At 70.1% G+C, this 25,888-nt stretch carries 21 protein-coding genes and 1 other RNA gene; 12 read left to right on the top strand and 10 right to left on the bottom strand.

Features of this window, described 5'->3' with window-relative positions; all coding sequences use genetic code 11:
* The first annotated feature begins 79 nt into the window (after positions 1 to 79).
* Together VT85_RS22510 and VT85_RS22505 are read left to right on the top strand one after the other, a co-directional pair.
* Complete coding sequence (locus VT85_RS22510) at positions 80 to 775, top strand: Uma2 family endonuclease (protein WP_156513034.1); 696 nt, start codon at positions 80 to 82, stop codon at positions 773 to 775.
* Positions 776 to 897: 122 nt separating this feature from the next.
* Positions 898 to 2,958, top strand: a complete 2,061-nt coding sequence (locus VT85_RS22505; RefSeq protein WP_068420211.1) for a LamG domain-containing protein — start codon at positions 898 to 900, stop codon at positions 2,956 to 2,958.
* A 15-nt stretch (positions 2,959 to 2,973) separates the two neighbouring features.
* Here the strand turns inward: VT85_RS22505 and VT85_RS22500 are convergent, their stop codons facing one another.
* Positions 2,974 to 3,273 (bottom strand): polyhydroxyalkanoic acid system family protein, encoded by a 300-nt coding sequence (locus VT85_RS22500; protein ID WP_068420209.1) that lies wholly within the window; start codon positions 3,271 to 3,273, stop codon positions 2,974 to 2,976.
* Between the two features lie 146 nt (positions 3,274 to 3,419).
* On the opposite strand from VT85_RS22500, the gene VT85_RS22495 reads away from it, so the two are divergent.
* The 4 genes from VT85_RS22495 to VT85_RS22480 all read left to right on the top strand — a co-directional run bounded on the left by VT85_RS22495 (position 3,420) and on the right by VT85_RS22480 (position 7,850).
* Complete coding sequence (locus VT85_RS22495; protein WP_068420208.1) at positions 3,420 to 3,875, top strand: hypothetical protein; 456 nt, start codon at positions 3,420 to 3,422, stop codon at positions 3,873 to 3,875.
* Between the two features lie 294 nt (positions 3,876 to 4,169).
* Positions 4,170 to 5,069 carry a ThuA domain-containing protein gene (locus VT85_RS22490; protein WP_082859037.1) on the top strand — a complete coding sequence of 300 codons (900 nt, stop codon included), beginning with the start codon at positions 4,170 to 4,172 and terminating at the stop codon, positions 5,067 to 5,069.
* A 147-nt stretch (positions 5,070 to 5,216) separates the two neighbouring features.
* Complete coding sequence (locus VT85_RS22485) at positions 5,217 to 6,410, top strand: acyltransferase family protein (RefSeq protein ID WP_082858810.1); 1,194 nt, start codon at positions 5,217 to 5,219, stop codon at positions 6,408 to 6,410.
* 252 nt (positions 6,411 to 6,662) lie between these two features.
* Positions 6,663 to 7,850 (top strand): transposase, encoded by a 1,188-nt coding sequence (locus VT85_RS22480; RefSeq protein ID WP_068411429.1) that lies wholly within the window; start codon positions 6,663 to 6,665, stop codon positions 7,848 to 7,850.
* 102 nt (positions 7,851 to 7,952) lie between these two features.
* On the opposite strand, the gene VT85_RS22475 is transcribed toward VT85_RS22480, so the two are convergent.
* The 3 genes from VT85_RS22475 to VT85_RS22465 all read right to left on the bottom strand — a co-directional run bounded on the left by VT85_RS22475 (position 7,953) and on the right by VT85_RS22465 (position 10,316).
* Entirely contained in the window at positions 7,953 to 8,495 is a 543-nt protein-coding gene (locus tag VT85_RS22475; RefSeq protein WP_082858809.1) for a BON domain-containing protein, read from the bottom strand.
* 240 nt (positions 8,496 to 8,735) lie between these two features.
* Positions 8,736 to 9,857 (bottom strand): DUF1559 domain-containing protein, encoded by a 1,122-nt coding sequence (locus VT85_RS22470; RefSeq protein ID WP_068420204.1) that lies wholly within the window; start codon positions 9,855 to 9,857, stop codon positions 8,736 to 8,738.
* A gap of 255 nt (positions 9,858 to 10,112) precedes the next feature.
* On the bottom strand, positions 10,113 to 10,316 hold the full coding sequence (locus tag VT85_RS22465) for a hypothetical protein (protein ID WP_156513033.1): 204 nt from the start codon (positions 10,314 to 10,316) through the stop codon (positions 10,113 to 10,115).
* 634 nt (positions 10,317 to 10,950) lie between these two features.
* On the opposite strand from VT85_RS22465, the gene VT85_RS22460 reads away from it, so the two are divergent.
* Positions 10,951 to 11,808 (top strand): hypothetical protein, encoded by an 858-nt coding sequence (locus VT85_RS22460; RefSeq protein ID WP_156513032.1) that lies wholly within the window; start codon positions 10,951 to 10,953, stop codon positions 11,806 to 11,808.
* On the opposite strand, the gene VT85_RS22455 is transcribed toward VT85_RS22460, so the two are convergent.
* From VT85_RS22455 to VT85_RS22435, 5 genes are all read right to left on the bottom strand, one after another.
* Entirely contained in the window at positions 11,789 to 13,276 is a 1,488-nt protein-coding gene (locus VT85_RS22455) for a DUF1501 domain-containing protein (protein ID WP_068420198.1), read from the bottom strand. The two genes, VT85_RS22460 and VT85_RS22455, sit on opposite strands and share 20 nt — an antisense overlap.
* 63 nt (positions 13,277 to 13,339) lie before the next feature.
* The gene (locus tag VT85_RS22450; RefSeq protein ID WP_068420196.1) at positions 13,340 to 13,867 is read right to left on the bottom strand and encodes a methylated-DNA--[protein]-cysteine S-methyltransferase; all 528 of its coding nucleotides are present in this window, start codon (positions 13,865 to 13,867) and stop codon (positions 13,340 to 13,342) included.
* On the bottom strand, positions 13,864 to 15,324 hold the full coding sequence (locus tag VT85_RS22445) for an AlkA N-terminal domain-containing protein (protein WP_068420194.1): 1,461 nt from the start codon (positions 15,322 to 15,324) through the stop codon (positions 13,864 to 13,866). Before VT85_RS22445 ends, VT85_RS22450 begins: the two co-directional genes overlap by 4 nt.
* A 73-nt stretch (positions 15,325 to 15,397) precedes the next feature.
* Positions 15,398 to 16,012 (bottom strand): nitroreductase family protein, encoded by a 615-nt coding sequence (locus tag VT85_RS22440; RefSeq protein ID WP_156513031.1) that lies wholly within the window; start codon positions 16,010 to 16,012, stop codon positions 15,398 to 15,400.
* A 24-nt stretch (positions 16,013 to 16,036) separates the two neighbouring features.
* Positions 16,037 to 19,162: a PSD1 and planctomycete cytochrome C domain-containing protein gene (locus VT85_RS22435; protein WP_068420192.1), complete on the bottom strand. Its 3,126-nt coding sequence runs from the start codon at positions 19,160 to 19,162 to the stop codon at positions 16,037 to 16,039.
* A gap of 280 nt (positions 19,163 to 19,442) precedes the next feature.
* Here VT85_RS22435 and VT85_RS22430 point away from each other — a divergent pair, with 280 nt between their 5' ends.
* The 4 genes from VT85_RS22430 to VT85_RS22415 are packed head-to-tail and all read left to right on the top strand — an operon-like array spanning position 19,443 to position 22,956.
* On the top strand, positions 19,443 to 20,360 hold the full coding sequence (locus VT85_RS22430) for a glycosyltransferase family 2 protein (protein ID WP_068420190.1): 918 nt from the start codon (positions 19,443 to 19,445) through the stop codon (positions 20,358 to 20,360).
* A 55-nt stretch (positions 20,361 to 20,415) separates the two neighbouring features.
* A complete protein-coding gene (locus VT85_RS22425; protein ID WP_082859036.1) occupies positions 20,416 to 20,772 on the top strand; it encodes a lipid-A-disaccharide synthase N-terminal domain-containing protein in 357 nt (118 codons plus the stop codon).
* A gap of 32 nt (positions 20,773 to 20,804) precedes the next feature.
* Positions 20,805 to 22,352: a hypothetical protein gene (locus VT85_RS22420; RefSeq protein ID WP_068420188.1), complete on the top strand. Its 1,548-nt coding sequence runs from the start codon at positions 20,805 to 20,807 to the stop codon at positions 22,350 to 22,352.
* 55 nt (positions 22,353 to 22,407) lie between these two features.
* Positions 22,408 to 22,956, top strand: coding sequence for a dihydrofolate reductase family protein (locus VT85_RS22415; RefSeq protein WP_068420186.1), 549 nt, complete (start codon positions 22,408 to 22,410; stop codon positions 22,954 to 22,956).
* A gap of 4 nt (positions 22,957 to 22,960) precedes the next feature.
* Here VT85_RS22415 and VT85_RS22410 read toward each other — a convergent pair whose 3' ends face one another.
* Positions 22,961 to 25,168, bottom strand: a complete 2,208-nt coding sequence (locus VT85_RS22410) for a PQQ-dependent sugar dehydrogenase (protein ID WP_197490937.1) — start codon at positions 25,166 to 25,168, stop codon at positions 22,961 to 22,963.
* A gap of 311 nt (positions 25,169 to 25,479) precedes the next feature.
* Between VT85_RS22410 and ssrA the strand changes: the two genes are divergently transcribed.
* Positions 25,480 to 25,846, top strand: a transfer-messenger RNA (tmRNA) gene (gene ssrA, locus VT85_RS22405).
* Positions 25,847 to 25,888: the final 42 nt, after the last annotated feature.

The raw sequence follows: 25,888 nt of genomic DNA, 5'->3' as shown, positions 1-25,888 counted from the left end.
CTTGCCCTGTACGCGATTCCACCTTAAGCTGGCGCGCAGGTGGGGACGCAGGACTCCCGGAACCGAGATGGACGCGATCATGAGCACGTCGGCCCTGAGATCCCGAAACGACCAGATCCTTTACCCGGACAGCGACGGCCAGCCGATGTCGGATAATACGGTGCAATTCCGCTGGATCGTCCTCATCAAGGAGGGCCTGGAGTTCCTGTTCCGGGACCGGCCCGACGTCTTCGTCGCCGGCGACCTCCTCGGGTACGCGGAGGAAGGGAACCCCAAGGCCCGGACCGCGCCGGACGTGATGGTCGCCTTCGGCCGGCCCAAGGGGGATCGCGGCTCCTACAAGCAGTGGGAGGAAGGCGGGATCGCGCCCCAGGTCGTCTTCGAGATCCTCTCGCCCGGCAACCGCGTCCCCGAGATGATGCGCAAGTTTCGCATCTATGAGGATCGCGGCGTCGAGGAATATTACATCTACAACCCCGACGACGGCGACCTGCAAGGCTGGATCCAGAAGGACGGCCGCCTGCAAGAAGTCCCCGACCCGCGCGGCTGGATCAGCCCCCGCCTCGGCGTCCGGTTCGAGCCCGGCGAAGGCCCCGAGAGCCTCAAGATCCTCCACCCCGACGGCACCCCCTTCAAGACCGCCCTGGAGATGCAGGAAGACGCCCAGGCCGAACGCCTCCGCGCCGACGCCGCCGAGGAATCCGCCAGGGTCGAACGGCTCCGCGCCGAGCGACTCGCCGCGCGGCTGCGCGAGCTGGGAGAGTCCGCCGACTGAGCCCGTCCAGAACCCTTCGATGGTGAAGCCTCCATGATGACCCGAACGATGCTCCTCCGGCTGTTCGTCCTGACGCTTTCGATCCTGGGCCCGACCGCCGCGCAGGCCGGGGAAGGGGGGCCTTGCGGGCGGGGGCGGCCGTGGTGGACGTGTCGCCGTCGACGTTCCCGGTGATCGTCAACGGCGGCTTCCTCCAGGCGATCGGCCACCAGACCCGCGACCCGCTGCACGCGCGCTGCGTGGTCCTGGACGATGGGACGACCAAGCTGGCCGTCGCGATCGTCGACAGCTGCATGATGCCTCGCGAACTGATCGACGAGGCCAAGGAACTCGCCTCCAAAACGACCGGCATCGCCGTCGATCGGATGCTGATCGCCGCGACCCACACCCACACCGCGCCTTCGGTCATGGGCGCGTTGGGGACTCCCGTCGATCCGGCCTATGCGAAGTTCCTGCCGGGGAAGATCGCCGAGGCGATCGAGAAGGCGGCGGCGGCCCTGGCCCCGGCGGAGATCGGCTGGGGAGCCGTCGACGACCCCGAGCACACCCACACCCGGCGCTGGATCCGACGGTTCGACCGGATCATCGACGACCCGTTCGGCGACAAGACCGTCCGGGCCAACATGCACCCCGGCTACGAGAACCCGGACGCCATCGCCCCCTCCGGCCCCACCGACCCGGCGCTCACCGTGCTGGCGATCCGCGAGCCCGGCGGCCGGCCGATCGCCGTCCTGGCGAATTACTCGATGCACTACTACGGCTCGACGCCGGTCTCGGCCGACTACTACGGCCGGTTCGCCGCGACCCTGGCGAAGAAGCTCGCCCCCGACGGCCCCGCGCCGGTCTGCATCATGTCGCAGGGGACCAGCGGTGATCAGATGTGGATGGACTACGGCAAGCCCAAGGTCGACCCCGGCCTCGACGCCTACGCCGACGGCGTCGCCGAATCGGCCCTCCGCGCCTATCAATCCATCAAGACCTACCGCGACCGCCCGGCCCTGGCGATGGCCGAGACCACGCTCACGCTGGGTCGCCGCACCCCCAGCCCCGAGCGGCTCGAATGGGCCCGCAAGATCGTCGCGGCCATGGGGGACCGGCCGCCCCAGAACTTCGGCGAGGTCTACCCCAAGGAGGCCGTCCACCTGCACGACGAGCCCGAGCGGACGCTCAAGCTCCAGGCCCTCCGCATCGGCGACCTGGGCGTCGTCGCCATCCCCGACGAGGTCTTCGCCCTCACCGGCCTGAAGCTCAAGGCCCGCAGCCCGCTCCCCCTGACCATGAACATCGAGCTGGCGAACGGCTCCGAAGGCTACATTCCGCCCCCGGAGCAGCACACGCTCGGCGGTTACACGACGTGGCCCGCGCGCACCGCCGGCCTGGAAGTCCAGGCCGAGCCGAAGATCATCGACGCCGCGCTCGGGCTGCTGGAGAAGGTCGCCGCCGCCCCCCGACGCGCCGAACGTCCCGCGCCGAGCCGATACGCCGAGGTCGTCCTCGCCGCCAGGCCCGCCGCCTTCTGGCGGCTCGACGAGATGGACGGGGCCGAGGCCCGCGACGCCACCGGCCATGAACGCCCGGCGCTGCGGCGGGGGGGCGTGGCCCTCTTCCTCCCCGGCCCCGACCTGCCGGGATTCCGGCCGAAGGACGGCCCGATCGACCGCGCCAACCACCTGGCGGGGGGCGCTCTCACGGCCGAACTCGCCGTCTCGCCCGAGGTCTATTCCGTCGACCTCTGGTTCTGGAACGGCCTCGAACCCGCCGGGCGAGCCGTCGCCGGGGTCCTCTTCGAACGCGGCCGTGACGACGTCCCCGGCGACGCCGTCCACCTCTCCGGGGCCGCCGAAGGCGTCCCGCCCCACCGCCTCGTCTTCACCCATGGCGGCCCCCAGGACCCCCGACCGGTGGTCGGCAAGACCGACGTGACTCCCAAGGCATGGCACCACCTGGCGCTCGTCCGGCAAGGCCGACGCGTCCTCGTCTACCTCGACGGGGTCCTCGACCTGGAGACCGACGCCGACGCCGAACCGTCGCCGAAGCGGGCCCCCTCCGCCTTCACCCTCGGCGACCGTCGCCAGCCCGCCGAGAGCCTGGAAGGCCTGCTCGACGAGGTCGCCGTCTACGACCGGGCCCTCACCGCCGACGAGATCGCCGAACACCTCCGCGCCGCCCTCGATCCGCAGTGACCACCGGCCGGGTCCTCACGCCCCCCCCTCCCGCTGGGCCTTCACCGTGCGTTCGATGAACCGACGCACCGAGGGCTCCAGCAGCTTGATCGCCAGCGGCACCCGCCCCCGCGCATGGACATGCGTGGGGTCGAGGTCCAGCACGACCTCGTACGACGGGCCCGAAAGCGCCGCTGACGTCCGATCCTCGGACCACCTCACCGCGTGGATCCACCGCGCGTAGTCCTCTCGCGCCTTCTCGATCACCGACTCGAAATTGGCCCGCGCGACATCCCACGCCTGGCCATGCTCGATCGACATGTTCAACTGGGCCATTTCTCAACTCACTCCTGGAATCTGCTTGACGCCCGTACACTGACGATGTATGTTTCGACGTCTCTGGTGATGGAGCAACCGGAACGGAGACCTGAGCGATCGATCGGAACCACGTCGCATCCCGAACGGATTATAGGGAGCCTCACATGCAGCGTCTCTTCGCATTCAACCTGCTGGTCCTGTCCGCGAGCCTCGTCGCCACCGCCCTGGGGGCGGGGGACGAGAAAAAGGCCGACTCGCCGGTGACGGCCATTGCGGCGTTCGACCGCCTCAAGACCCTGGTCGGCGACTGGAAGAACTCGTCCAGCGCGTGCGATCCGGGGGCCGAGGAGGTTCCCGGTTCCGACGTGGTGAAGTACAAGCTCACAGGCGCCGGTTCGGCCCTGGTCGAGGTCTCCATGCCCGGCACGCCGATGGAGATGACGTCGATCTACCACCTGGACGGCGACGACCTGCGGATGACCCACTACTGCGCCCTCGGGAACCAGCCCCGTCTGAAGCTCGACAAGACCGCGTCGAAGGCCGACCGCCTGGTCTTCGTGTCGACGGCGGCACGAACCTCGATCCGGCTAAAGACACCTACATCAGCGGACTGGTCGTGAACTTCCATCCCGACGGCCACGTCGTCGCCGACTGGCAGGGCTGCCAGGCGGGAGTGGCCGGCGGGCCCACCACGTTCGAGCTGACCCGCGCCCCGAAGTGAGGCTCGCGGTAAGCCCCCGTACTACCGGGAAACCGGAAGGCGCCCCGCCCCGGACGCCCCGCGCCAGCGGAGGCCCCGGGGCGTCGCCTTTTCCCCGTCGCAGCCTTCGGGCCGTTGTGCCCGGCCGGTGACGCGGTATCTTGGGGGTCGGTGGAATCGACAGGTATCTGGGCCGATCAGGGGGATGGCGAGCATGTCGCGAACGATGGGGATGCGGGCGATGGTCGCGGCGGGGGCGTTCGGGATGGCGGCCCTCACGCTGGGAGGGGCCGCGAAGGCCGCCGACAAGCTCAAGGTCCTGATCGTCGAGGGCCAGAACAATCACACCTGGGAGACGACGACGCCGCTCCTGAAAGAGGAACTGGAGCGGTCGGGCCGGTTCGAGGCGAGCGTGGCCACCACGCCCCCGGCCAAGGCGCCGGCCTCGGCCTGGGAGTCGTTCCACCCCAGCTTCAAGACGTACGACGTCGTCCTGACCAACTACAACGGCGAACCCTGGCCGGCTGCGATCCGCAAGGAGCTGGAGGAGTACGTCGCCGGCGGCGGCGGGCTCGTCGTCATGCACGCGGCCAACAATTCCTTCCCCGACTGGCCGGCGTACAACGAGATGATCGGCCTGGGCTGGCGCGATCCGGGCTTCGGCGATCGGATCACCATCGACGACGCCGGCAAGGTCGTCCGCACCCCCAAGGGCGAGGGACCCGGCTCCGGCCACGGCCCCCGGCACGCCTACACGGTCGTCGTCCGCCAGGCCGACCACCCCATCGTCAAGGGCCTCCCGAAGGAGTGGACCCACGCCGTGGATGAGCTTTACCACGGCCAGCGCGGGCCGGCGAAGAACATGGACGTGCTGGCCTCCGCCTTCTCCGACAAGGCCCAGGGGGGGACGGGGACCAACGAGCCGATGCTCTGGACCGTCCCGTTCGGCAAGGGGCGGGTCGTCACCAACGTCATGGGGCATACCGCCGGCGACGACCTCGGCGCCGTCCAGGCACCCGACTTCCGCGCCCTGATCGTCCGCTCCGCCGAGTGGGCCGCCACCGGCGCCGTCACCACCCCGGTCCCCGCCGACTTCCCGACGGTCGCGAAGTAATCCGCGAACGGCGAGGCGGCGTCGCGATCGTCGCCGCTTCGCCCCGTCAAACCGGCCCCCTCGACCGCGAAGCGATCGACGCGACGACCGCCCGGCCATTAGAATCGTCGTCGCGAAGATCAACACCCGACGATGGGGGAGCCTTTCATGTCGAGCCTCGCGACCGATCCGTCGATCGAAGACAACCTGGACGACCAGCCCGAGGACCGCGCCTTCGCGGTCGACGCCCCGCCGCCTCCCAGGCCCGAACGGCTGGTCTCGATCGACGCCCTCCGCGGGTTCGACATGTTCTGGATCATCGGCGGCGACGCCCTGGCCCGCTCGATTTGCGCCTGGTGGGGCACCCCCGAGAGCGCCCGGATCGGCGAGCAGATCACCCACGTCGACTGGGAAGGCTTCCGGTTCTACGACCTGATCTTCCCCCTCTTCCTCTTTGTCGTCGGGGCCGTGATCCCGTTCTCCCTGAAGAAGTACCAGACCGGCGAGCACCCCCGGGCGCTGGCTCTCGGGCGGACGGCGCGGCGGGTGGTGCTCTTGCTGGCGCTGGCGTTCATCTACAACGGCGCGCTCAAGTTCGACTTCGCCAACCTCCGGTACGTCGGCGTCCTCCAGCGGATCGCCGTCTGCTACGGGATCGCGGCGGTCATTTATTTGTTCACGAAAACGCGCACCCAGGCGATCCTCTTCGCCGCGATCCTGCTCGGCTACTGGGCGCTTCTGGCCCTGGTTCCGGCTCCCGAGACGGGCCTCCGGGGCGACTACAGCAAGGAGACGAACCTCTCGGGGTACGTCGACCGCCACGTCTTGCCGGGCCGGATCATGAAGAGCTATTACGGCTACGGCGACAACGAGGGCCTGCTCTCGACCATCCCCGCCGTGGCGACCGCGCTCCTCGGCGTCCTGGCCGGCGAGTGGCTCCTCTCGGCGCGCAAGCCGGGGATCAAGGCCCTGGGGCTCCTGGCCGCCGGGGCCTTGAGCGTCGCGGCCGGCTACTTCTGGGGCCAGAGCTTCCCCATCATCAAGAACCTCTGGACCAGCTCGTTCGTCCTCGTCGCGGGGGGCTTCAGCCTGCTCCTGCTGGGCCTCTTTTACCTGATCATCGACGTCTGGAAGCTGCGGGCCTGGGCCTTCTTCTTCGTCGTGATCGGCATGAACGCCATCACCATCTACATGGCGCAGAGCATCATCCCGTTCGGCACGATCCGCGACTACTTCCTGTCCGGGACGCTGGCCCTGCTCGACAAGCCCATCGCCCTCATCGTCGGCGCCGTCGGCGTCCTGGCCGTGAAGTGGCTGTTCCTGTACCACCTCTACCGGACCAAGACGTTCCTGCGCGTGTAAACGACACGCGGAAGATGGGGGATCCGAGGACGAGAGCCATCGACGTCGCTGGCGACTTGGCTGCGAACCCCGACGACGCCCGTGCTGGTCTTCCCCCTCATCTAACCCCTCCGGGGTTCGTCTTCCCCCGCGAGGGGCTTTCAGGGGGAGGTATTTCGTCCGGCTTATGGGAGAGGGGTATGGAACGGGGCACGGTCCCGGTTTATAGCGGACGGCTTACCAGGGCTGACCGCTGTTCGACCGGGAGGAGCCATGCCCCGCCCCGAACTACTGTACCGCTGGTCCGACCGCGTCGCGACTCGGTTCCCCACGCTGTCGCGATGCCAGGCCCGGGTCCTGGCCTGGTACAGCCTCGGGATGATCCTGGCACGCGGCGGCGGGCTGGACCGGGTGGCCGTCCACCTGGCGGCCCTGCTGGACGTGGGGCCCGGCACGGTCCGCCAGCGGCTCCGCGAGTTCTACCGCCCGGCCGCCTCGAAGCGGGGCCGGTCCCGCCGCGAGCTCGATCCCGAGGCCTGCTTCGGCCCGCTGCTGGGCTGGGTCCTCTCGAGCTGGGGCGACGGCCCCCTGGCCCTGGCCGTCGACGCCACCGCGCTGGGCGATCGGATGACGGTCCTGTGCGTCGCGGCGCTCTACCGGTCGTGCGCCGTGCCGGTCGCCTGGGCGGTCCTGCCGGGGAACGAGCCGGGGGCCTGGAACCCGCACTGGAAGCGGCTCCTGGGCCTGCTCCGCGAGCACGTCGGGCCGGACCGACGCGTGTTCGTCCTGTCGGACCGGGGGATCGAGTCGTCGGGCCTGTTCCGGGCGATCGTCGAGCTGGGCTGGCACCCGCTGATGCGGGCCAGGGCCCGGGGCTGCTTCCGGCCCCAGGGGGGCCGATGGGCGCGGATGCCCGAGCTGGCCCCGCGGCACGGGGCCCGGTTCCGGGCCCGCGGCCAGGCCTTCAAGACGAAGGAGGCGCGGCTGGACTGCACGCTGCTGGCGCGGTGGGACGAGGGCCGCGCCGACCCCTGGCTGATCCTCACCGACCTGCCGCCGGAACAGGCCGACGCGTCCTGGTACGCCGTGCGGGCCTGGATCGAGTGCTCGTTCAAGAAGATCAAGAGCGACGGCTGGCGGTGGGAGCGGAGCCGGATGGCCGACCCGGCGCGGGCGGCCCGGCTGTGGGCCGCGATGGCCCTGGCGACCCTGTGGACGCTGGAGGTCGGCGGCGCGGCCGACGCCGCCGATCGACCCGAGCCCGAGCCGGGGCCGGGGCCGGCCGCCGCCCCCAAGCCCCGGCGCTGGTCGACCTTCCTGCTGGGGGGCGCCGCCGTCCTGCGGGCCTGGATCGGGGGGGCCGACCCCGCCGGCCGCTTCCTCCCGGAGCCCTGGCCCGGCCCGCCGCGCGACGCCGCCCCGCCCCCCGAAGTATTGATGAAAATCGATACCTCCCCCTGAAAGCCCGCGAGGGGGGAAGACTGTTTGGATGGAAAGGGAGGACGAGCACGATATCCGTCGGGCTTCGTTTTCCGTCCGCGATAGGGGGCCAGAGGCCGTCGGTCAGTCCTGCGGCGAGGTCACGGGGGCGGTGGCCTTAACTCGAGGCCGGACGCGCTCCGCCGGGGCCGGGGTCACGGTCTTGGTGCGGACCTCGACTTCGGTCGCCTGGGTCGCGGTCTGGACGGCGAGCTGATCGACGACGCGGGTGACGCCAACGGTTTCGGCGGCCAGGTCGACCGCGTGCTTCTTGGCCTCGACGCTGGGGACCGAACCGCGAAGCGTGACGATGCCCTGGGCCTCGGACGAGAGTTCGAAGGCGCTGGTCTCAAGCTGCTTGTCCCAGTGCAAGCGGCCGTAGACGCGGGCCTCGATGCTCATGTCGTTGACCTTGGCGCGGGTCGTTTCGAACGTCTCGCGGACCGCCTCCTTGGTCCGGTTGAAGCCGCGTTCGAGCCCCTGACGGAGCGACCTCCCCGCCTCGTCCAGCTTCTCGCCGGCCCGCTCGATGGGCCCCGGCTCCTGCTGGGCGCGGACGACCATCCCGCCCGCGACGAGCCCCGCGCCCAGGGCCGCCGCCATGCCGAATCGCTTGAAGCTGTTCATCAACTACTCCTTGGTCTTGCCGTTGCGATGCGAGGATCTTCCAAGATCGACGGGTCCGACGTCGCCGCCGGGCTCGCCCGTTCCTCTCCTTCAGGGGCAAGAAGCATACCAGCCGGGGCTTCGGGAGTGGAGATCCATGAAAAAAGCCGACCCGCCGCGGCCGGGGAGGCTCGCGACGGGTCGGCGAAGGGGACGACTTGATCAGGGCAGGTCAGGCCGACCGAAAAGACGACTGGGAGATCAATAAGCGTCGGAGCTGATGATCTCGCCGCCGGCCTTGGTGCCCAGGGCCCACCAGATGTTCATGGCCACGGAGCCCTTGACGAACCGGGTGGAGCCGTCGCCCAGGAGGACGTTGGCACCGCCGGGATGGTTGCTGTTGGCGTTGGTGATGTGCGAGTGGTCCGAGGACTCCACGCCGCAACCCTGGCAGCCGAACCGGCAGGCGGACCAGCGGTACTGGGTCGAGCTCGGCGGCACGATGGTGCTGAACAGGGTGAAGGTCTCGCAGCCCCAGGCCCAGTGATAGCCGCGGTTGGTCTGCAGGCCGTTGCCCGCGGTCGCCGTCTGGAAGCCCGCGCTGCAGGTCTGGAGGATGCCGCTCATGGTGGCGCCCGGGGCGACCTCGCCCATGGTCAGCATGTTGTTGACGTCCTGCAGGGCCGTCAGGTTGCTGCCCCAGCTGCCCAGGCTGTCGACGTTCACGCCCGAGACGTAGGGGGCGGGCCGGCTGTTGCCCGAGCCCACGACGCCCTCGCTGAAGGCGATCGTGTTCGACGAGCCGTCGGTGCAGTCGGCGATGCCGTAGGACTGCTGGTACGAGAACAGGCCGCTGCTCTTCTTGCCGCCGCAATTCGGCGGGGGATCCTGACGGATGCCCCAGTCGATGTCGATCGTCGTGCCGCGGCTGGCGTAATAGCTGTTGTAGTACGTCCGGCCGGCGTTGGGGTCGGACGGGCAGAGGAAGGAGGAGATCTTGGTCCTCCAGACCGTCTGATTATTGACGTCGCCCTGGTTCAAGATCGGGTCGAAATTGAAGTTGGCGGCGTTGTAGATCGACTGCTGCTCCATGTAGCCCAGCAGCAGGGCCTGCGCGCTCCAGCCGGCCCAGGCGACGCAGCCGCCGTTCGGGACGTTGTAGGACGACGAGACGCCCATCGGGAACGAGTTGTTCGACGTGTGGTAGTTGTGCATCCCCAAGCCCATCTGCTTGAGGTTGTTGATGCACTGCGCGCGACGAGCGGCCTCGCGCGCGGATTGCACGGCGGGCAGCAAGAGCGCGATGAGCACGGCGATGATCGCAATCACCACCAGGAGCTCGATCAGGGTGAACCCCCGATCGCGACGATGAATCTGCTGCATGAGCGACCCCCTGACGAAATGAGATGGGAGAAAAGACCGGCGAACACGTTCAGGACCACGGAGTCCGAGCGTTCAATGGCTGCCGCGGGCGTCGTCCGGACTGAGACAGGCCGTCAGGCCCGCTGATCCGGCGAGATGAAAGACCGTACGACGACCCCGACAGCCGCGCCTTCGGCCGGACGAATTCGAGGCGGAGCAAGACCAAAAACGGTCGTCCGAAGGTCTCGTGACGTGAGCCGACGGCGACCCGCCAGGTCAATTCTTCGACGAGCCCTTCTTGGCGTACTTCTGCTGCATGTAATTCATGGAGTCCTTCATGGTCTCGGTCGGAGGCTTGTCCTCCTTGATTTCCGATACCTCGGAGGACCCGCCGCAGCCGGGCATGGAGATGGTCAGGGCCCCGAAGACGATCACGGCGCAGGCCGCCATCGCGAGGCCCACGAATCTGCTCGCTCGCATGGGTGAAATGAACCTCTTAAAAGTGGGTGGTGCGAGGCGAGGCGGAGGAGCAAGGCCCGGCGGAGGGTGACGATCCCGAGGGAGTCACGGAGCTGCACCAGGCGTCGACCGCCCCCCATCCTGATGGCCGACGCGGGACGTCGGTCCATCCGAACGCACGACGACGACGATCAAGCACGAGGGGGCGTTTCCCACCTCCAGGATTTCTTCCAGGTCCGATCAGCGTCGCGGGGCCTCAGGACTCGAGTCGATTTGACTTTGGCTCTGAAGAGGCCCTACGACGCGACGGCTCCCGTCCCTCGTTCACGCGAATTTCATTCACGCGAATTTCAGGCCAAGGGAATGAGCAGAATTGCCCATCCGGCACTCGCACTGCGGCAGTCTAAAGGCAAGACAATGGCATAAACAAGAGGTCGTCGACGATCAAGGGAATTTTCACGCGTCATTATAGGTACGTTTGGATAGGATTAGGAACTTTTAAGGTTACTGCGCGACCCCTCGACGGAATCCGGGGCGAGCGAACCGACGAACGGCCCGGAAAATCCTGCTTTCCCGGGGCGGTTCCTTGATACATTCCTGCATGACGACGGTTCAGGAACGAACGGGTTTCGCCAACCAGGCCGGGAGGGACGACATGTCGATGGGATCCGAATCGGGGGACCGGCGCGAGCTTCCGTCGAAGTTGCAGGTGCGCTATGGCGAGGAGGGGGGGGATTCGCCGCTGCTGATCTTCCATCCCCTGGCGGCTTGCCTGCTCGCGGGCGTGGCGGCGGGATTGCTGGCGTTCGCGTTCGGCGAAATGACCTGGGACGTGTTCCGGCCCGCCGACGTGGCCCGGCAGTTCCAGGGGGTGACGTCGAACCTGCCGACGGCCGAATCCCGCGACGTGGCGATGATCAAGAACGCGGCGCTGGCCGACGCCGGGCTCGGTGCGTTGCTGGGGCTCTTCCTCGGCCTGGCGGGCGGGATGGTGCGCGGCGACGTGCGGCGGGGGGGCGTCGGCGGGGCCGTCGGGCTGCTCGTCGGCGGGCTCGTCGGCGGGCTGCTGCCCCTCGCGGCGATGCCCCCGATCTATCGCCTCCACGAGCGCAACGGGATCGACCCGCTGCTCGTCGGGACGGCGGCCCAGGCCCTGGTTGCGGGGCTGATCGCCGCGACGGCGGGCGCGGCGTTCGGCGTGGCGCTCGGCGGCGTGAAGACGGCCCCTCGGTTCGCGTTGTCCGCCTTCGGCGGGGGCGTGCTTGGGGCCGTGCTCTACGCCATGGCGGGCGCCGCCTTCTTCCCGCTGGCCGAGACCGACCGGGCGCTGGCCTCGGAGCGTGGGGCGCGGTTCCTGGCCCACCTGCTGGTGGCGACCGGCGGCGCCGCGATGGTGGGCCTGGGCCTGACGGGCCGCCGCCGGCGTTCGCGGCGCTGGCCGTGGGAGCCTCCTCGCGAGTTCGACGACGCCGATCCCGCCGGGGCGCCCGACGCTACGCCAGGAGCTTCGTGACGACCTCGCCGCTGACGTCGGTGAGCCGGAACTGGCGGCCCTGGGATTTGAACGTCAGCCGGGTGTGATCCATCCCCAGCAGGTGGAGGAGGGTCGCCTGGAGGTCATGGATGTGGACGGCGTCCTCGACGACGTGGAAGCCCAGGTCGTCGGTCCGGCCGATCGTCTGGCCCCCCTTGATCCCGCCGCCGGCGAGCCACATCGTGAACGCCTGGGGGTGGTGGTCGCGTCCCATGCTGCGGCCCAGCGCGGCGTTGGATTCGACCATCGGCGTGCGGCCGAACTCGCCCCCCCAGACGATCAGGGTGTCGTCGAGCAGCCCGCGCTGCTTGAGGTCCATCACGAGCGCCGCGGCCCCCCGGTCAGTCTGCCCGCACGAGCCCTTCAGGCCGCCGGCGACGTCGGAGTGGTGGTCCCAGCCTTCATGGAAGAGGTTGACGAACCGCACCCCGCGCTCGACCAGCCGCCTCGCGACCAGGCAGTTGAGCGCGAACGAGGGTTGGTCCGGCTCCGCGCCGTAGAGGGCCAGGGTCGCGGCGGTCTCGCCGGAGAGGTCCATCAGCTCGGGGGCGCTCGCCTGCATGCGGAAGGCCATCTCGTAAGAGCTGATCCGGGTGGCGATCTCGGGGTCGCCCACGGCGCCGAGGTGCTGGCGGTTGAGGTCGCGGATCAGGTCGAGCGAGTCGCGGTCGAACTTCCGGTCCACCCCCGAAGGGCTGGCGACGTCGAGGATCGGATCGCCCTTGGAGCGGAAGGGGACCCCCTGGTACGAGGTGGGGAGGAAGCCGCTGGACCACAGGGCCGCGCCGCCGCTGAGGCCGCTGCCGGACGACAGGACGACGAAGCCGGGCAGGTCGGTCGACTCGCTCCCCAGGCCGTAGACCGACCACGCGCCGATGCACGGCCGACCCGGGAACGGCGAGCCCGTGTTGAGGAAGATCTGCGCGGGGGCGTGGTTGAACTGGTCGGTGTGCAGCGACTTGACGATGGCGATCTCGTCGGCGACCTTCGCCAGGTTCGGCAGCATCTCGGACAGCTCGGCACCCGATTCGCCGTGCCTCGCGAAGCGATACCGCGACGACATCAGGCTGGCGTCGGGCCGGATGAACGCGTACCGCTGGTCCTTGACGACCTCGGGGGGGATCGGCTTGCCGTCGTGGCGGGTCAGCTCGGGCTTGTTGTCGAACAGGTCGAGCTGGCTAGGCGCGCCGGCCATGAACAGGAAGATGACCCGCTTGGCCCGGGGCGCGAAGTGCGGCGGCCGGGGCGCGAGCGGATCGGCGGGGGTCGGGAACGGGGACGGATTCGCCGAGGCGGCGTCGGACGCGCGGGCCTTCCCCTGGGCTTGCAGCAGCATGGATGCGAGCGCCATCTTGCCCACGCCCACGCCGCAGTCGCGGAAGAAGTGGCGGCGCGTGCGGGCCAGGTTCCAGGCGACGACGCGATCCAGTTCGGGATTCCGTGACATCCGATCAGCCTCGCTCGGTCCGGTTGGCGGTTTCGTCGATTCGACCCGTTCCATTATCGCAGTTCACCCGGCGGACGACCACCTCGACGCCCCGGTGCGGGCCGCGCATCTCGCCTCGTGCTCCAGGAGCCACAGCTTGCGGTCCAGCCCGCCGGCGTACCCGGTGAGCCCGCCCCCGGCGCCGACGACCCGGTGGCAGGGGACGACCAGGCTGATCGGGTTCCGGGCGTTGGCGTGCCCCACCGCGCGGCCGGCGCCCGGCCGGCCGAGACGACGCGCCAGCTCGCCGTAGCCGACGCGCTCGCCGAAGCGAAGCGTCCGCAGGGCGGACCAGACGGCGTGCTGGAAGTCGGTCCCTCGCGGCGCGATCCGCAGGTCGAACGGGCTCGGCTCGCCTTCAAAGTATGCTTGCAACCAGCGTTCGGCCTCGCGGAACGGACCCGGGTCCGGCTTCCAGGAGTCCTCGACGGCCCTCGCGTAGCGGGCCTGCTCGGTGTACAGCCCCGTGAGGGCCTCGCCGTTCGACACGATCAATAGATCGCCGATCGGGCTCCGCAGGGTCGTATGATAGATCGTCCCGTCGCTCGTCATCGCGCCTCCTCCCGTCCTTCGAGTTTTCCCGACCCGTTCCAAAGACGCATCGCCGCGTACGCCCGCCAGGGCCGCCACGGCTCGGCCGCTTCCAGCACCTCGCGAGCGGTCCGCCCCCCCAGGGCCTTGCGCAGCACGAGGTCCGCGTGGGGGAAGGCGTCCGGCCAGCGCAGGCCGCGCATGCCGATGTAGGCGGCGGTCCACGGGCCGACGCCAGGGATCTCCGTCAGCCGTTCCATGCAGGCGACGGGGTCCGGCCCCGGCTCGAGCGAGACGAGCCTGTCGCGCGCGGCCTTCGCCAACGCACCCAGGCATTCCGCCCGGGCCGCGACCAGCCCCAGGGCGGCCAGCTCGCCGGGGGCGGCCTCGGCGACGCGCGCCGGCGAGGGGGCGAGACGGTCGAGTTGCGGGAACGGGGTCTCGATCGGCTCGCCGAAGGCCGAGGCGAACCGCCCCGCGAGCGTCGTCGCCGCGCGCACCGAAACCTGCTGGCCCAGCACCGCGCGGGCGGCCAGCTCGAAGCCGTCGAACGCCCCCGGGACGCGGAGCCCGGCGACCGTGCCGCGGAGCCGAGCGTCGCGGCCCAGGTGGTCGTCGATCACGTCGGGGCGGGCGTCGAGATCGAACAGGTCGCGGAGGCGGCCGAGGACGCGGGGCAGGGCGGGCGCCAGGCTCATCGGCAGCTCCACCCGGAGCGCGTGGCGGGCCGCGTCGGGCTCGACCTTCAGCCAACCCCGCGCCTCGCCGATCGCGACGGTGCGCAGGTACGACCCGCCGACCACGGCCTCGACGCCCGCGACGGCCCGATCGCCGAGGAACCGGAGCATCGAATCCCAGGCGAGCGGAGGACGGTACGCGAGCGTCAGCCGGATCTCGCCGCCGGCGATCTCCCGTCCTCGCGACCTGCGGATGTCGCGCGGGGTGAGCCGATACCGGGCGAGGAACAGGGCGTTGAACCGCCGGACGCTGGAGAACCCGCTGGCGAACGCGACGTCGATGATCGGCATCGCCGTATCGGTCAAAAGCTGCTTCGCGAGCAGCAGGCGATGCGTCTGGGCGAGCGCGACCGGCGAGACCCCGAGTTCCTGGCGGAGCACCCGCCTGAGGTGCCGTGAGCCGACGCCCATCTCGCCGGCGAGGGCCTCTACGCCCCCCTCTTCGTCCATCGCCCCCGCGCCGATCCGGCTCGCCGCAAGCCGCGCCGTCCGGCCGACAGCATCCACCGGCGCGGAGCCCGGCGCCAGCTCCGGGCGGCATCGCAGGCAAGGGCGAAACCCCGCCTGCTCCGCGGCGGAGGCGCCGGGGAAGAACCGGCAGCGGTCCCGCCTGGGCGTCCGCGCCGGGCAGATCGGGCGACAGTAGATCCGCGTGGACGTCACCCCCACGAAGAACAGCCCGTCGAAACGGGCGTCGCGGGCGGTCAGGACGCGGTGGCAGAGGTCGGGCTCAAGCTCCATGGCCGTATCCTACGCGCGGCCCGAGCCCGAATCTCGCCGTTTTCGGACCTGGCGGAGACTCGTCCCGCCCGGCTCAACCCATCAGCGGCGAGGCGGTCCCCCAGGCGTCGCCGAAGACGAACTCGGCGAGGGGCTTGCGGGACTTGGGCTCGGTGTCGCGAGGGCGGAGGTTCTCCGGGAGGGTCGCGGGGTCGCCGAGGTAGCCGATGGCGATCCCCGTCAACGGCTTCACGTCCTCGGGGACCTGGAACGCCTCGCGCACCTTGTCGGGGAGGATGCCGATCATCTGGTGGACGTACAGGCCTCGCGCGGTGGCCTCGACGGTCAGGCTGGCGCTGGAGGCGCCCAGGTCGTGCTCGGCGGCGGCGTTGGGCTTGCCGTTCAGCTTGAAGGTCCGCTTCGTGCAGCCGATCGCCAGCACCGGCGCGGCCGCCGCCCAGACCTGGTTCCCCTCGACCAGGCAGGAGAGGACCTTCGCGAACGCCTCCGGGTCGGCCTTGGTCGCGACGAGGTACGACCACGGCTGCTCATTGTAGGATGAGGCGGCCCAGCGTGCGGCCTCGAACAGCGCGAGCAGGTCGCCGTGGGAGACGGGCCGGTCGGAGAACGCGTAGGGGCTCCATCGCCGCGAGACCAACTCATGGACGGGGCGGTCGGGGGTCGGCCGTCGGATCTCATCGTGATACATGGCGGGGCTCCACGCGAGGATTCATCATTCCCTGGTCACGGTCTCGTCCAGGTTCAGGAGCACGCGGGCGACGGCCGTCCAGGCGGCGAGGTCGGGGACGTCGGCCGCCTCCGGCGCGGCGAGCAGGGGCGAGGGGGCCGCCTCGACGTTCGCGCCGGCGACCTGCGCGGCGTCGAGGCCGCCGTCGCGGAAGCGGGCGAGCTGGTCGTGGTAGTAGGCGAGGACGCGCGGGCGCTCGTCGTCGCGGGGGGGGCGGCCCAGCGCGAGGAGGAACGCGCGATCGAGCCGGTCGTCGGGCGACGGCGAGGGAGCCTCGCGGACGATCCGTCGGGCGAGGGCCTGCGCGGCCTCGATGAAGACGACGTCGTTGAGCATCGCCAGCGCCTGGAGCGGCGTGTTGGACCGTTCCCGGCGCATGCAAGCGACCTCGGGGGTGGGGGCGTCCATCGTGGCGAACGCGGCGTAGGGCGCGGTCCGCTTGAGGAACGTGTAGAGGCCGCGACGGTAGCGGTCGGCTCCCACGCTCGACTTCCACGCCTCCTGGCCGTACGACAGCGAGGTCGCGCCTTCGGGCTGCGGAGGCCGGACGCTGGGCCCGCCCACCCGCGAATCGAGCAGGCCGGCGACGGCGAGGGCCACGTCGCGGATCGTCTCGGCCCCCACCCGGAACCGAGGCCCGCGCGCCAGCAGCTCGTTCCTCGGGTCGCGGGCGATCTGCTCCGGCGTCGCGCGGCTGTCCTGGCGATAGGTGGCGCTGGTGACCATCAGCCGATGCATGGCCTTGAGGCTCCAGCCTCGTCGGGGGAATTCGGTCGCCAGCCAGTCGAGCAGTTCCGGGTGGGTGGGTCGCGAGCCCTGGGTGCCGAAGTCCTCGGGGGTCGTCACCAGGCCCCGGCCGAACAACGCCTGCCAGGCCTGGTTCATGGCGACGCGGCCGACCAGCGGATTCTCGGGCGCGACCAGCCAGCGGGCGAACGTCAGCCGATCCGCCGGCGCGCCGGGGGGTAGGGGGTGGAGGACCGCCGGGACGCCCGGTTCGACCGGATCGGCGACCTTCAAGAACTCCCCGCGCTTGTGGATATGGGTCGTCCGCGCGTGCTCGGCCGCCCGCTCGCGCAGGATCATCGTCGTGGCGAATCGGGGCGCCGACGCACGGAGCGCGTCGATCGGCTTCCGGGCGTCGGTCGTCTCGGGGGCGATCGACAGGTAGTGGGCCGCGAGCGCGCGGGCCTGATCCTCGGTGCGGCCGGAGGGGGGCGTCAGCAGGATCTCCTCGATCGCGGCGGGGACGCCCGACGCGGAGATCGGGCGGGGATCGGAGGCGAACGAGATGCGGAACCGGCCGATGGTGGTCTGGTGGATGAACTCCTGGTGGAGGGTCAGCCGAAGCTCGCCCGCGCCCAGGTCCTCGGCCAGTTCGAAGACGGCGGCGTGGGGCTTGCCGACGCCGCCGGAGACGCTCCATCCCGTGTCGGTGACGCCGTCGACCGCCAGCGCGGCCGAGCGCCCCTGCGCGGCGAAGTCCTCGGTCGCGCGGGCGATCTTCAGGTCCGTCGGCGGCCCGGACGAGCCCTCGGGACGGGCCTCGGCCTTCACCTCGGTCAGCAGGAAGTCGCCGACCTGGAAGAGGGGCGCGCGGCCGGGGCCCCCTTCGGGGAGGCTCGGATCGGGGAGGACTTCGAGGCGGATCGCCGTGACCCCCGGCCGCTCGACCTTGAGGTCGACCTCGTAGACGTCGTTGTTCGGCTTGTCGCCCGAGGCCAGGACCGAGCCGTCGGGCAGCACGGTCATCGTGGCGTGCTTGCGAGAAACGACCTTCATCGGCGTCGCGACGGTCCAGCGCGTGGGGCGGAGCGAGGCCTCCCAGGCGGCGAGCCGGGACGCGAGCGAATCGGGGCCTTCGGTCGGATAGCGGTCCGCGAGGGCCGCTTCCATCTCTCTCGCGCGGGCCTCGATGGCGTCGCGGCGGGCGGCGATCTCCGGGTCGGGGATCTCGATCTCGGGCTCGTCGGCGTTGTCGAGGAAGGCGAAGAGGCGGTAGTATTCGCGCTGGGTGATCGGGTCGTATTTATGCGTGTGGCATTGGGCGCACTGGATGGTGAGGCCGAGCCAGGTGGAGCCCGTGGTGGCGACGCGGTCGACGACGGCCGCGAAGCGGAACTCCTCGACGTCGATCCCGCCTTCCTCGTTGATCATCGTGTTGCGGTGGAAGCCCGTCGCCGCGAGCTGGTCGACGGTCGGGTTCGGCAGGAGGTCGCCGGCGATCTGCTCGACCGTGAACCGATCGAAGGGCATGTCGGCGTTGAGCGCCCGGACGACCCAGTCGCGGTAGGGCCAGATCGAACGTTCGCGGTCCTTCTCATAACCGTTGGTGTCGGCGTACCGGGCGCGGTCGAGCCAGTGCCGGGCCCACTGCTCGCCGTAGCGGGGCGAGGCCAGCAGGTGGTCGACCAGGCGTTCGTAGGCGTCGGGACGGTCGTCGGCGAGGAATCCGTCGATCTCATCGGGGGTCGGCGGCAGCCCGACGAGGTCGAGGCTCAGGCGGCGGATCAGGGTCCGGCGGTCGGCCTCTGGCGAGGGCTCGATGCCCTCCTGTTCGAGCCTCGCGAGGATGAAGCGGTCGATCGGGTTGCGAGCCCGGTCGGCGAGGGCCGGCTCGGGAATCGGCGGGGACTGGGGGGGGAGGAACGCCCAGTGGTCGGAGCCGGCGTGCGACTCGGCCGACGCCTCGTCGCCCCAGTCCGCGCCCTGGTCGATCCAGGCGCGGAGGAGGCCGACCTCGTCGGCGGTGAGGGGGTCGCCGGCACCTTCCGGGGGCATGGCGTAGTCGGGGTCGGTGCGGGCGACGACCTGGATCAGGAGGCTCTCGGCGGAGCGGCCGGTCTCGATGATCGGGCCGCTGTCGCCGCCGGCCATGGCTCGCTCGCGATCGTGCAGGACCAGGCCCCCCTGGTGCTTCTTCGGGCCGTGGCAGCGCTGGCAGCTGCGCTCCAGCAAGGGGGCCACGTCCTTCGCGAAATCGACCTGGCGAGTCGCGGGCGGCGGCAGTTCGGCGGGTTGCTCATCCTGGGCGAGCGCGGCGGGCGCCCCCCCGGCCACGAGTACGAAAGTCCAGACGAATCCGAGCCCGATCGCGATGCAACGTCCCATTACTGCCCCTCCTTCGGCTGATGAACAAGTATCCCATCCTCGGCCGGAAAAGGCGACCCATCCCTTACGAGGGGCGCCCCGGGGGCAAATCCGCCTGGACGGCGCGGGAAATCCGTGGAGAATACCGCCCGCCAAGTCTGATCCTATCTCTCGACGACAGGGACCGGTCGGCGAGAGGAAGCCGGGGCGAGGACGCCGCCGGACGAGAAACGTCGATCTCAACGCCCCAGGTCCATCGACCGTACCAGGGCGGAATTTCCGACGACCAAGGAGGTTCGCCGTGAAGTCGACACCCACGGGACGGCCGCATTTCTTCGATCCCTCCGGCCGACCCCCCCGGACCTGGAGGCGGGACGAGGGGGCGGCGATCGCCGAATCCTCGGAAGGTCCGCCCCCATTCCTCTCGGTGGTCGTGCCGGCCAAGGACGAGGCCGAGAGCCTCCCGCAACTGGTGACGGAGATCGTCGCGGCCCTGCGCCCGCTCTGCCGTCGCGACGAGCCCGCGGCCTCCCGGCTGCGCGGGTTCGAGATCCTGATCATCGACGACGGCTCGACCGACGCCACGCCCCAGGTCCTCCGCGATCTGGAGGCGGACCACCCCGAACTGCGGCCGATCCGCCTGCGGGCGAACGTCGGCCAGTCGGGCGCCACGGCCGTCGGCTTCCGCGCGGCGCGGGGGGCCTGGATCGCCACCCTTGACGCCGACCTTCAGAACGACCCGGCCGACCTGGAGACCCTCTGGCGCGAGCTGCCGGGGTACGACGCGGCCCTGGGCTGGCGACGGCTGCGCCGCGACAAGTGGAGCCGACGGCTGGTCAGCCGGTGGGCGAATCGGGTCCGCAACGCGGTCCTCGGCCAGTCGATCCGCGACACCGGCTGTTCGGTCCGGATCTTCCGGCGCGACCTGGCGCTGCGGCTCCCGCTGTTCCACGGCGTCCATCGTTTCCTCGGCCCGCTCTTGATCCGCGAGGGGGCGAAGGTCGTCCAGGTCCCGGTGAACCACCGCGCCCGGCCGCACGGAGCCTCGCACTACAACTTCCGCAATCGATCGTTCCGCGTGGTGGTCGACCTGCTGGGGGTCTCCTGGCTGATGCGGCGCCCCCTGCGTTACGAGGCGTTCGAGGCCCACGTCCCGGAGCCGGCGGTCGCGGCCGACGAGGCGTTCGACCGCCGCCGCACCGGGGAACTCGCGGCCTGACGCCGTTATGAGGGACGGCGGGCGTGCCTCGCTTCGTCGGGACGATCTGGGAATGATGTCTACCTATTCAAACTGGCTCATCATCGGCTTCGTCGGTCAGGGGCTGTTCACGGCGCGGTTCGTCGTGCAGTGGATGGCGTCGGAGCGAGAGGGCCGAGTCGTGGTGCCTTCGGCCTTCTGGTGGCTGAGCCTGCTGGGGGCGGCCTTGCTCTTCTCCTACGCGATTTCCCGCGGCGACCCGGTCTTCGCCGTGGGCCAATCGATAGGCGTCTTCATCTACATCCGTAATCTCATGATCGGATCGCGGAAGGGGGAACGCCCCGAGGCCGCGCCCGCCGCCGGATCGCTCGCGACGCTCGCGCCCCACTTCCGGGCCGAGGCCGCCGCCGAGACGATCGCCGGGCGGACCTGAACCGAGCGTCCGTCCCCAAGGGAGAGTGGTCGATGTTCCCGTTCGCCAAGAGAGACGGCCGCCGCGGCCCCCGACGGCCCGCCGCGCTTCGACTGGCACCGCCCGAGACGCTGGAGGACCGGCTGGCCCTGAGCGCCACGGCCGCCGCCTCGCCCGTCGTGATGGATTCGGCCACCACCCACGATTCGAAGGGCGTCACGATCGCGTACAAGGCCGACCCGACGGCGCAGGCGGGCTCGCCCCTGCGGTTCGGCGTCTATCGGTCGAGCGACGCCTCCTTCGACTCCTCGGACGCCCGGCTCGCCCTCTACGAAGCCCCCGCATCGGCCTCGACCCCGGGTTCGCACGAGCTGACCATTCCCGTCGCGGGGGGGCTGCCGATCGACGTCGCCCGTCCCTACGTCCTGGTGGTCGCGAACCCGGCCGCCCCCGGCGCCGACACCGACCCCGCGCGGACGGCCTCGTTCCGCAAATTCACGATCGGCGTCGTCACCCACGGCGGCATCATCAACACGAACTGGACTTACGGCTCCCCCTGGCAGCTCCAGATCGGCCGCTTGATGGAGGCCGAGGGCTACGACGCCGTCATTCCGTACAACTGGATCAGCGAGAGTCACCAGCCGGGGCACGCCGCGCCCCAGGGCCAGAAACTGGTGAACCAGCTCCAGCGGATGCTCGACCAGCTCTCGGACGATACGGTGGTGGATCTCCACATGATCGGCCACAGCCAGGGGGCCCTGGTCAACGCCGTCGCCCTGGCGAAGCTCGAGGAGTCCACCCCGGCCGAGCTGCGCGGGGGCTGGATCCAGGCCACGCTCCTCGACCCGCACGCGGCCAACAACTACGTCCCGGGCCAGATGAGCACGTCCAAGAACCCGGTCGGCGTCCTGGCTCGGGCGATCGTCTCGAACTACCAGGCGACGGCCAAGGACCCGACCATCTCCATCCCGGCGAACGTCGACCAGACCGAGGTGTTCTATCAGCACACCGACGTCCGCGACGTCCACAAGATCAACGCCAGCGGCTACAACCTCTGGGGCCAGGTGCCGGTCCCCAGCCGCAGCGACGCACCGATCCACTATTACAACCTGTCCCGCACCAACGCGACCCACAGCGGCGTCACCGGCGTGCAGTTCTGGTATCGCAACTTCATCGCCACGACCCTCGCCGAGCAGGCCCCGCTGCTCGAGGACCTGGAGCTGGAAGGCCGGCTGACGAACGCCTCGCCGTCGACCTGGGCCCCGACCTCCGCGACCGAGCAGCGAACCCTGGCGAACTGGGGCCCGGACCTGCTCGTCCAGGGGGACCGCCCGACGTTCTCCGGCACCGCCGCCCCCGGAGCGAGCGTCCGCGTCTACGTCGGGCGGACCTCCGACCTGACCACCGTCCGGGCCCTGGACGTGACCCGGGCCGACGCCTCCGGGAACTGGTCCGTGGACGCCGACAAGCCCTTCTTCGACGGCCGCTACCGGGCGGTCGCGATGGCCTATTCGCCCGAGCACCACACCCGCCCGGCCTTCGCCATCGTCAGCATGACCCCGATGGGACGCTTCTGGATCGGCGGCGACCCGCGAGCCTGAGTCGGGCGTCGAGCCCCACGCGACGTCTTATCCCCATCCAGGCGAGGCCCGCCGCATGAAGACGATCTATTACACCGCGACCAGCCTGGACGGCTACATCGCGGACCGGCGGAACTCGCTCGACTGGCTGCTCCAGTTCGGCGACCCGGGAAGCGACCACCAGGAGTTCCTCGCCGGCGTCGGCGCGATCGCGATGGGGGGGACGACCTACCAGTGGCTGCTGGACAACCACATTCGGCCCGATTCCGACGCCCCGCAGCCCTGGCCGTACGAGCCGCCGACCTGGGTCTTCACCTCCCGCTCGCGGGCCGTCGTCCCGGACGCCGACGTCCGCTTCGTGAGCGGGGACGTCGGCCCGGTCCACCGGCGGATGGTCGAGGCGGCCGCCGGCAAGAACGTCTGGCTCCTCGGCGGGGGCGAGTTGGTCGGCCGGTTCCACGACCAGGGCCTGCTCGACGAGATCGTCGTGCAGGTCGCGCCCGTGACGCTGGGCGGTGGCGCCCCGCTCCTCCCCCGCACGATCGCGATGCCTCCGCTGCGGCTCGCGTCGCTCAAGCTCCTGGACGCCGGGCTCGCGCAGCTCCACTACGAGGTGCCCCGCTGACCCCTCAACGCGGCGCGGTCGGCGGGCCGGAGCCGGGCAGCCGGGCGATCCATTCGCGGAGCATCGCCACGGCGTCCTCGTCGACCTGATCGGTCGCCAGCGGCGGCATCTGGCCGGACCCCCGGAACGCCATCCGGGAGAGGAGCGTCGAGCCGTCCGGATCGCCCGGCGCGAGGATCTTCGCGCCGGGGGTCGCGAGGGCGTCCTGTCGCGGCGTCATGTCGATCCCCAGCCGATGCGGGGGGGCTCCGGCGCTCAGGTCGATCGCCGCGTTCCCGCCGCCGGCCTCGACGTGGCAGCTCGCGCAGTTGGCGTGCAGGTACGCCCTCGCCCTCGCATCGAGCGGCGCCGCAGGGTCGCGAGGGTCCGCCAACCTGGCCCGCTCGGCGCGCGCGGGGGGATCGTTCGCGAAGTAGCCCAACCGTTGCAGCCGGTCGATCTGGTCCTCAGGCCCGGAGCCGTGGTCGTACTCCCGGTTCATCTGCGGCGTGGAGGGACCCAGTACGAAATTCGATGCCCGCGAGTGGCAGACCATGCATTCGGCGCGGCTCGGATAACGCCACACCTGCGCCCGCTTCCCGCCGTTTCCGGCGACCACGTCGAAGGTCCGATCGAGTCCCGACTTGTCGACGAGGGCGGCGTCGGTGCGCTCGTCGTTCCAGGCGTAAGTGTAGCCGACCCACTCGCCTTGCTCCTTCACCAGCAGGCGGGTCTCGACGGGCGCGGGGATGTCGCGACCGTCGCCGGACAGGTCGTACAGGAAGGTCTTCACCAGCACCGTACGGTCGGGGAAGGTCCAGCCGTTCGTCTCCGCGTACTCGATCTTCTCCAGGCCCGGCACCACCAGAAACCGCTCCTTGAGCGCGCCGTCCGACCAGAGGGGCGAGTTCACGTCGTAGGGGACGGCGCCCGGCGCGGGGGTGCGGGCGGGCGTCGAGGCGAACAGGCCGGTCTCGCTGAGCTTGCGGGGGAATCGCGAGGCGGCCTCGACGTCTTCCGGCGGCGATGGGACGAGGCGGTGGAAGGCGGTCCGGTGGTCGATCAGGATCAGCTCGCCGGCCGAATCCAGCCCGAAGCCCGTGAGCTGGAACGGCGTGTCGGCGATCTCGCGGTGGAAGACCTTGCGCCCCCCCTCGACCTTTACCGCCCAGACCTTGCCGGTCGAGTAATCCCCGTAGATATAAGCGCCTTTCAATTCGGGATGCTTCGCGCCGTGGTAGACCAGGCCGCCGGTCAGCGAGCGGGCCTCGGCGTGGTGGTGCTCGACGGTCGGCGGGGTCAAGGGCGCGTGGGCCAGCTTGCGGTCGGCGAGGAACGGGCGGCTCCCCTCGGTGGCGCTCCAGCCGTAGTTCGCCCCGCGCTCGACGAGGTTGGCGGTCTCCCAGAGGTCCTGGCCGTTCACGCCGGTCCAGAGCTGATCGGTGGCCTTGTCGTACGAGAGCCGCCAGGGGTTGCGCAGGCCGATCGCCCAGGTCTCGGGCCGCGCGCCGGGGATGTGCACGAACGGGTTGCCCGGTGGAGTGGCGTAGGCCGCGCCGGGGGCCGGGCGGTCAACGTCGATTCGCAGGATCTTCGCGGTCAGGTGGGTCAGGTCCTGCCCTCGATCGTCGAGGTCGGAATCGGCCGTGCCGTCGCCCGAGCTGACATAGAGCAGGCCGTCGCCGCCGAAGGCCACGTCGCCGCCGTTGTGCCCGTTCGACTCCCACTCGATGATCGTCAGCGCGCTCGCGGGATCGATCGCGAACGGGGGCCTGCGATCGACCGTGTAGCGGACCACGCGGGTGACGTGGACGTCGTCGGCCTTTCGGGTGTTCACGCCGACGAACAGCAGGCCGTTCTCCGCATAGCTCGGGTGGAAGTCCAGGCCGTAGGCGATCGTCTCGGGACCGAAGTCCAGCAGCACGTCGAAGCGGTCCACGTCGGGGCGATCGGCCGCGCGCAGTAGTCGCCCCGGCGGCGCCCAACCGCCGAGATGCTGGAGGATCAGGTAGGCGTCCGCCCCAGGTTCGCGCTCGAACGTCAGGGCCTGCTCCACCACCAGATTCGGGAACGCCTTCTCCGTGCGAAACGGGAGCGGCGGCTCGGGCGACCCGACGACCCTCGACGACGTCATCGAAGTCCGCCGCTCCTCCGGGAACGGATCACCTTCCCCGCCCTGGACATACACGGTCCATACGCCCAGCACCCACGAAACCAGCAAGATGGCTCGCATCGAAGAAGGCTCCGCGCAGGCCCTCACGAGGAGGGCGCGTGACTGAAAGACGACATGATCCAAAGCGACGTTGATTGAGTGGAGAGGAGGGCGGGAGCCCCATCCGTGAGGGGGACACCCAAGCCTATCCATATATGACGAAAGCCGCCGATTTTGGCAACCATCCTCCGCGGCTCTGCATCGAGTGGAAGTCGGCACCTAACCCGGACGCGACCTCCTTGACCTGGACGAAGAAAGAGCGATAATTAGGTTGCGATGGCGATCGTGAGACGTTTCGTCGACCGATCTCAATCGTTCTCTCCCTCACTCAAGGGGGCGAACCAGGATCGACCGGATGTCCGAAGTGAACGGTGGCGTGCCGAGGTTGGTCAGCAGGCCTCGTAAAAAGCCGACCGAAATTTAGCTGCCAACAACACTGTTGGTCTCCGTCTCGCTGCCTAAAAAACAGCAACGGCCCTGCGACGAGTCTTCTCCCGAGAGACCCGGCCAGGGACGCCAATTCGGGATCGCCTAGGCCAAACCGCTTGTTGAGGCCGAGGCTAAATTCATGACGAGCTAAGCCGAAAGGGATCCTGCCGACCGGAGCCCTGACGCCGACAACTAAATGACCGGCTACGCACGTAGAGGCCCTCGCCGACGCTTCTCGGGACGCGGGTGCAATTCCCGCCGCCTCCACTACTTACGTCAACCGCCAGCTCCTGACTGGCACTGACATAACAC

The organism is Planctomyces sp. SH-PL62 (genome assembly GCF_001610895.1).
Classification (GTDB): domain Bacteria; phylum Planctomycetota; class Planctomycetia; order Isosphaerales; family Isosphaeraceae; genus Paludisphaera.
The sequence above is the reverse complement of the archived record's forward strand: the minus strand, read 5'-3'. Positions and strand labels throughout refer to the sequence as shown.

What these genes read in the sequence shown, in the direction of transcription:
- VT85_RS22450 (WP_068420196.1), bottom strand. Translation starts at nt 13,867, where the DNA reads ATGACGAGCGACGGGACGATCTATCATACGACCCTGCGGAGCCCGATC.
- VT85_RS22470 (WP_068420204.1), bottom strand. Translation starts at nt 9,857, where the DNA reads ATGCAGCAGATTCATCGTCGCGATCGGGGGTTCACCCTGATCGAGCTC.
- VT85_RS22480 (WP_068411429.1), top strand. Translation starts at nt 6,663, where the DNA reads ATGCCCCGCCCCGAACTACTGTACCGCTGGTCCGACCGCGTCGCGACT.
- VT85_RS22435 (WP_068420192.1), bottom strand. Translation starts at nt 19,162, where the DNA reads ATGGGACGTTGCATCGCGATCGGGCTCGGATTCGTCTGGACTTTCGTA.
- VT85_RS22500 (WP_068420209.1), bottom strand. Translation starts at nt 3,273, where the DNA reads ATGGCCCAGTTGAACATGTCGATCGAGCATGGCCAGGCGTGGGATGTC.
- VT85_RS22490 (WP_082859037.1), top strand. Translation starts at nt 4,170, where the DNA reads ATGTCGCGAACGATGGGGATGCGGGCGATGGTCGCGGCGGGGGCGTTC.
- VT85_RS22455 (WP_068420198.1), bottom strand. Translation starts at nt 13,276, where the DNA reads ATGTCACGGAATCCCGAACTGGATCGCGTCGTCGCCTGGAACCTGGCC.
- VT85_RS22495 (WP_068420208.1), top strand. Translation starts at nt 3,420, where the DNA reads ATGCAGCGTCTCTTCGCATTCAACCTGCTGGTCCTGTCCGCGAGCCTC.
- VT85_RS22425 (WP_082859036.1), top strand. Translation starts at nt 20,416, where the DNA reads ATGTCTACCTATTCAAACTGGCTCATCATCGGCTTCGTCGGTCAGGGG.
- VT85_RS22475 (WP_082858809.1), bottom strand. Translation starts at nt 8,495, where the DNA reads ATGAACAGCTTCAAGCGATTCGGCATGGCGGCGGCCCTGGGCGCGGGG.
- VT85_RS22510 (WP_156513034.1), top strand. Translation starts at nt 80, where the DNA reads ATGAGCACGTCGGCCCTGAGATCCCGAAACGACCAGATCCTTTACCCG.
- VT85_RS22440 (WP_156513031.1), bottom strand. Translation starts at nt 16,012, where the DNA reads ATGTATCACGATGAGATCCGACGGCCGACCCCCGACCGCCCCGTCCAT.
- VT85_RS22465 (WP_156513033.1), bottom strand. Translation starts at nt 10,316, where the DNA reads ATGCGAGCGAGCAGATTCGTGGGCCTCGCGATGGCGGCCTGCGCCGTG.
- VT85_RS22420 (WP_068420188.1), top strand. Translation starts at nt 20,805, where the DNA reads ATGTTCCCGTTCGCCAAGAGAGACGGCCGCCGCGGCCCCCGACGGCCC.
- VT85_RS22485 (WP_082858810.1), top strand. Translation starts at nt 5,217, where the DNA reads ATGTCGAGCCTCGCGACCGATCCGTCGATCGAAGACAACCTGGACGAC.
- VT85_RS22410 (WP_197490937.1), bottom strand. Translation starts at nt 25,168, where the DNA reads ATGCGAGCCATCTTGCTGGTTTCGTGGGTGCTGGGCGTATGGACCGTG.
- VT85_RS22460 (WP_156513032.1), top strand. Translation starts at nt 10,951, where the DNA reads ATGTCGATGGGATCCGAATCGGGGGACCGGCGCGAGCTTCCGTCGAAG.
- VT85_RS22415 (WP_068420186.1), top strand. Translation starts at nt 22,408, where the DNA reads ATGAAGACGATCTATTACACCGCGACCAGCCTGGACGGCTACATCGCG.
- VT85_RS22445 (WP_068420194.1), bottom strand. Translation starts at nt 15,324, where the DNA reads ATGGAGCTTGAGCCCGACCTCTGCCACCGCGTCCTGACCGCCCGCGAC.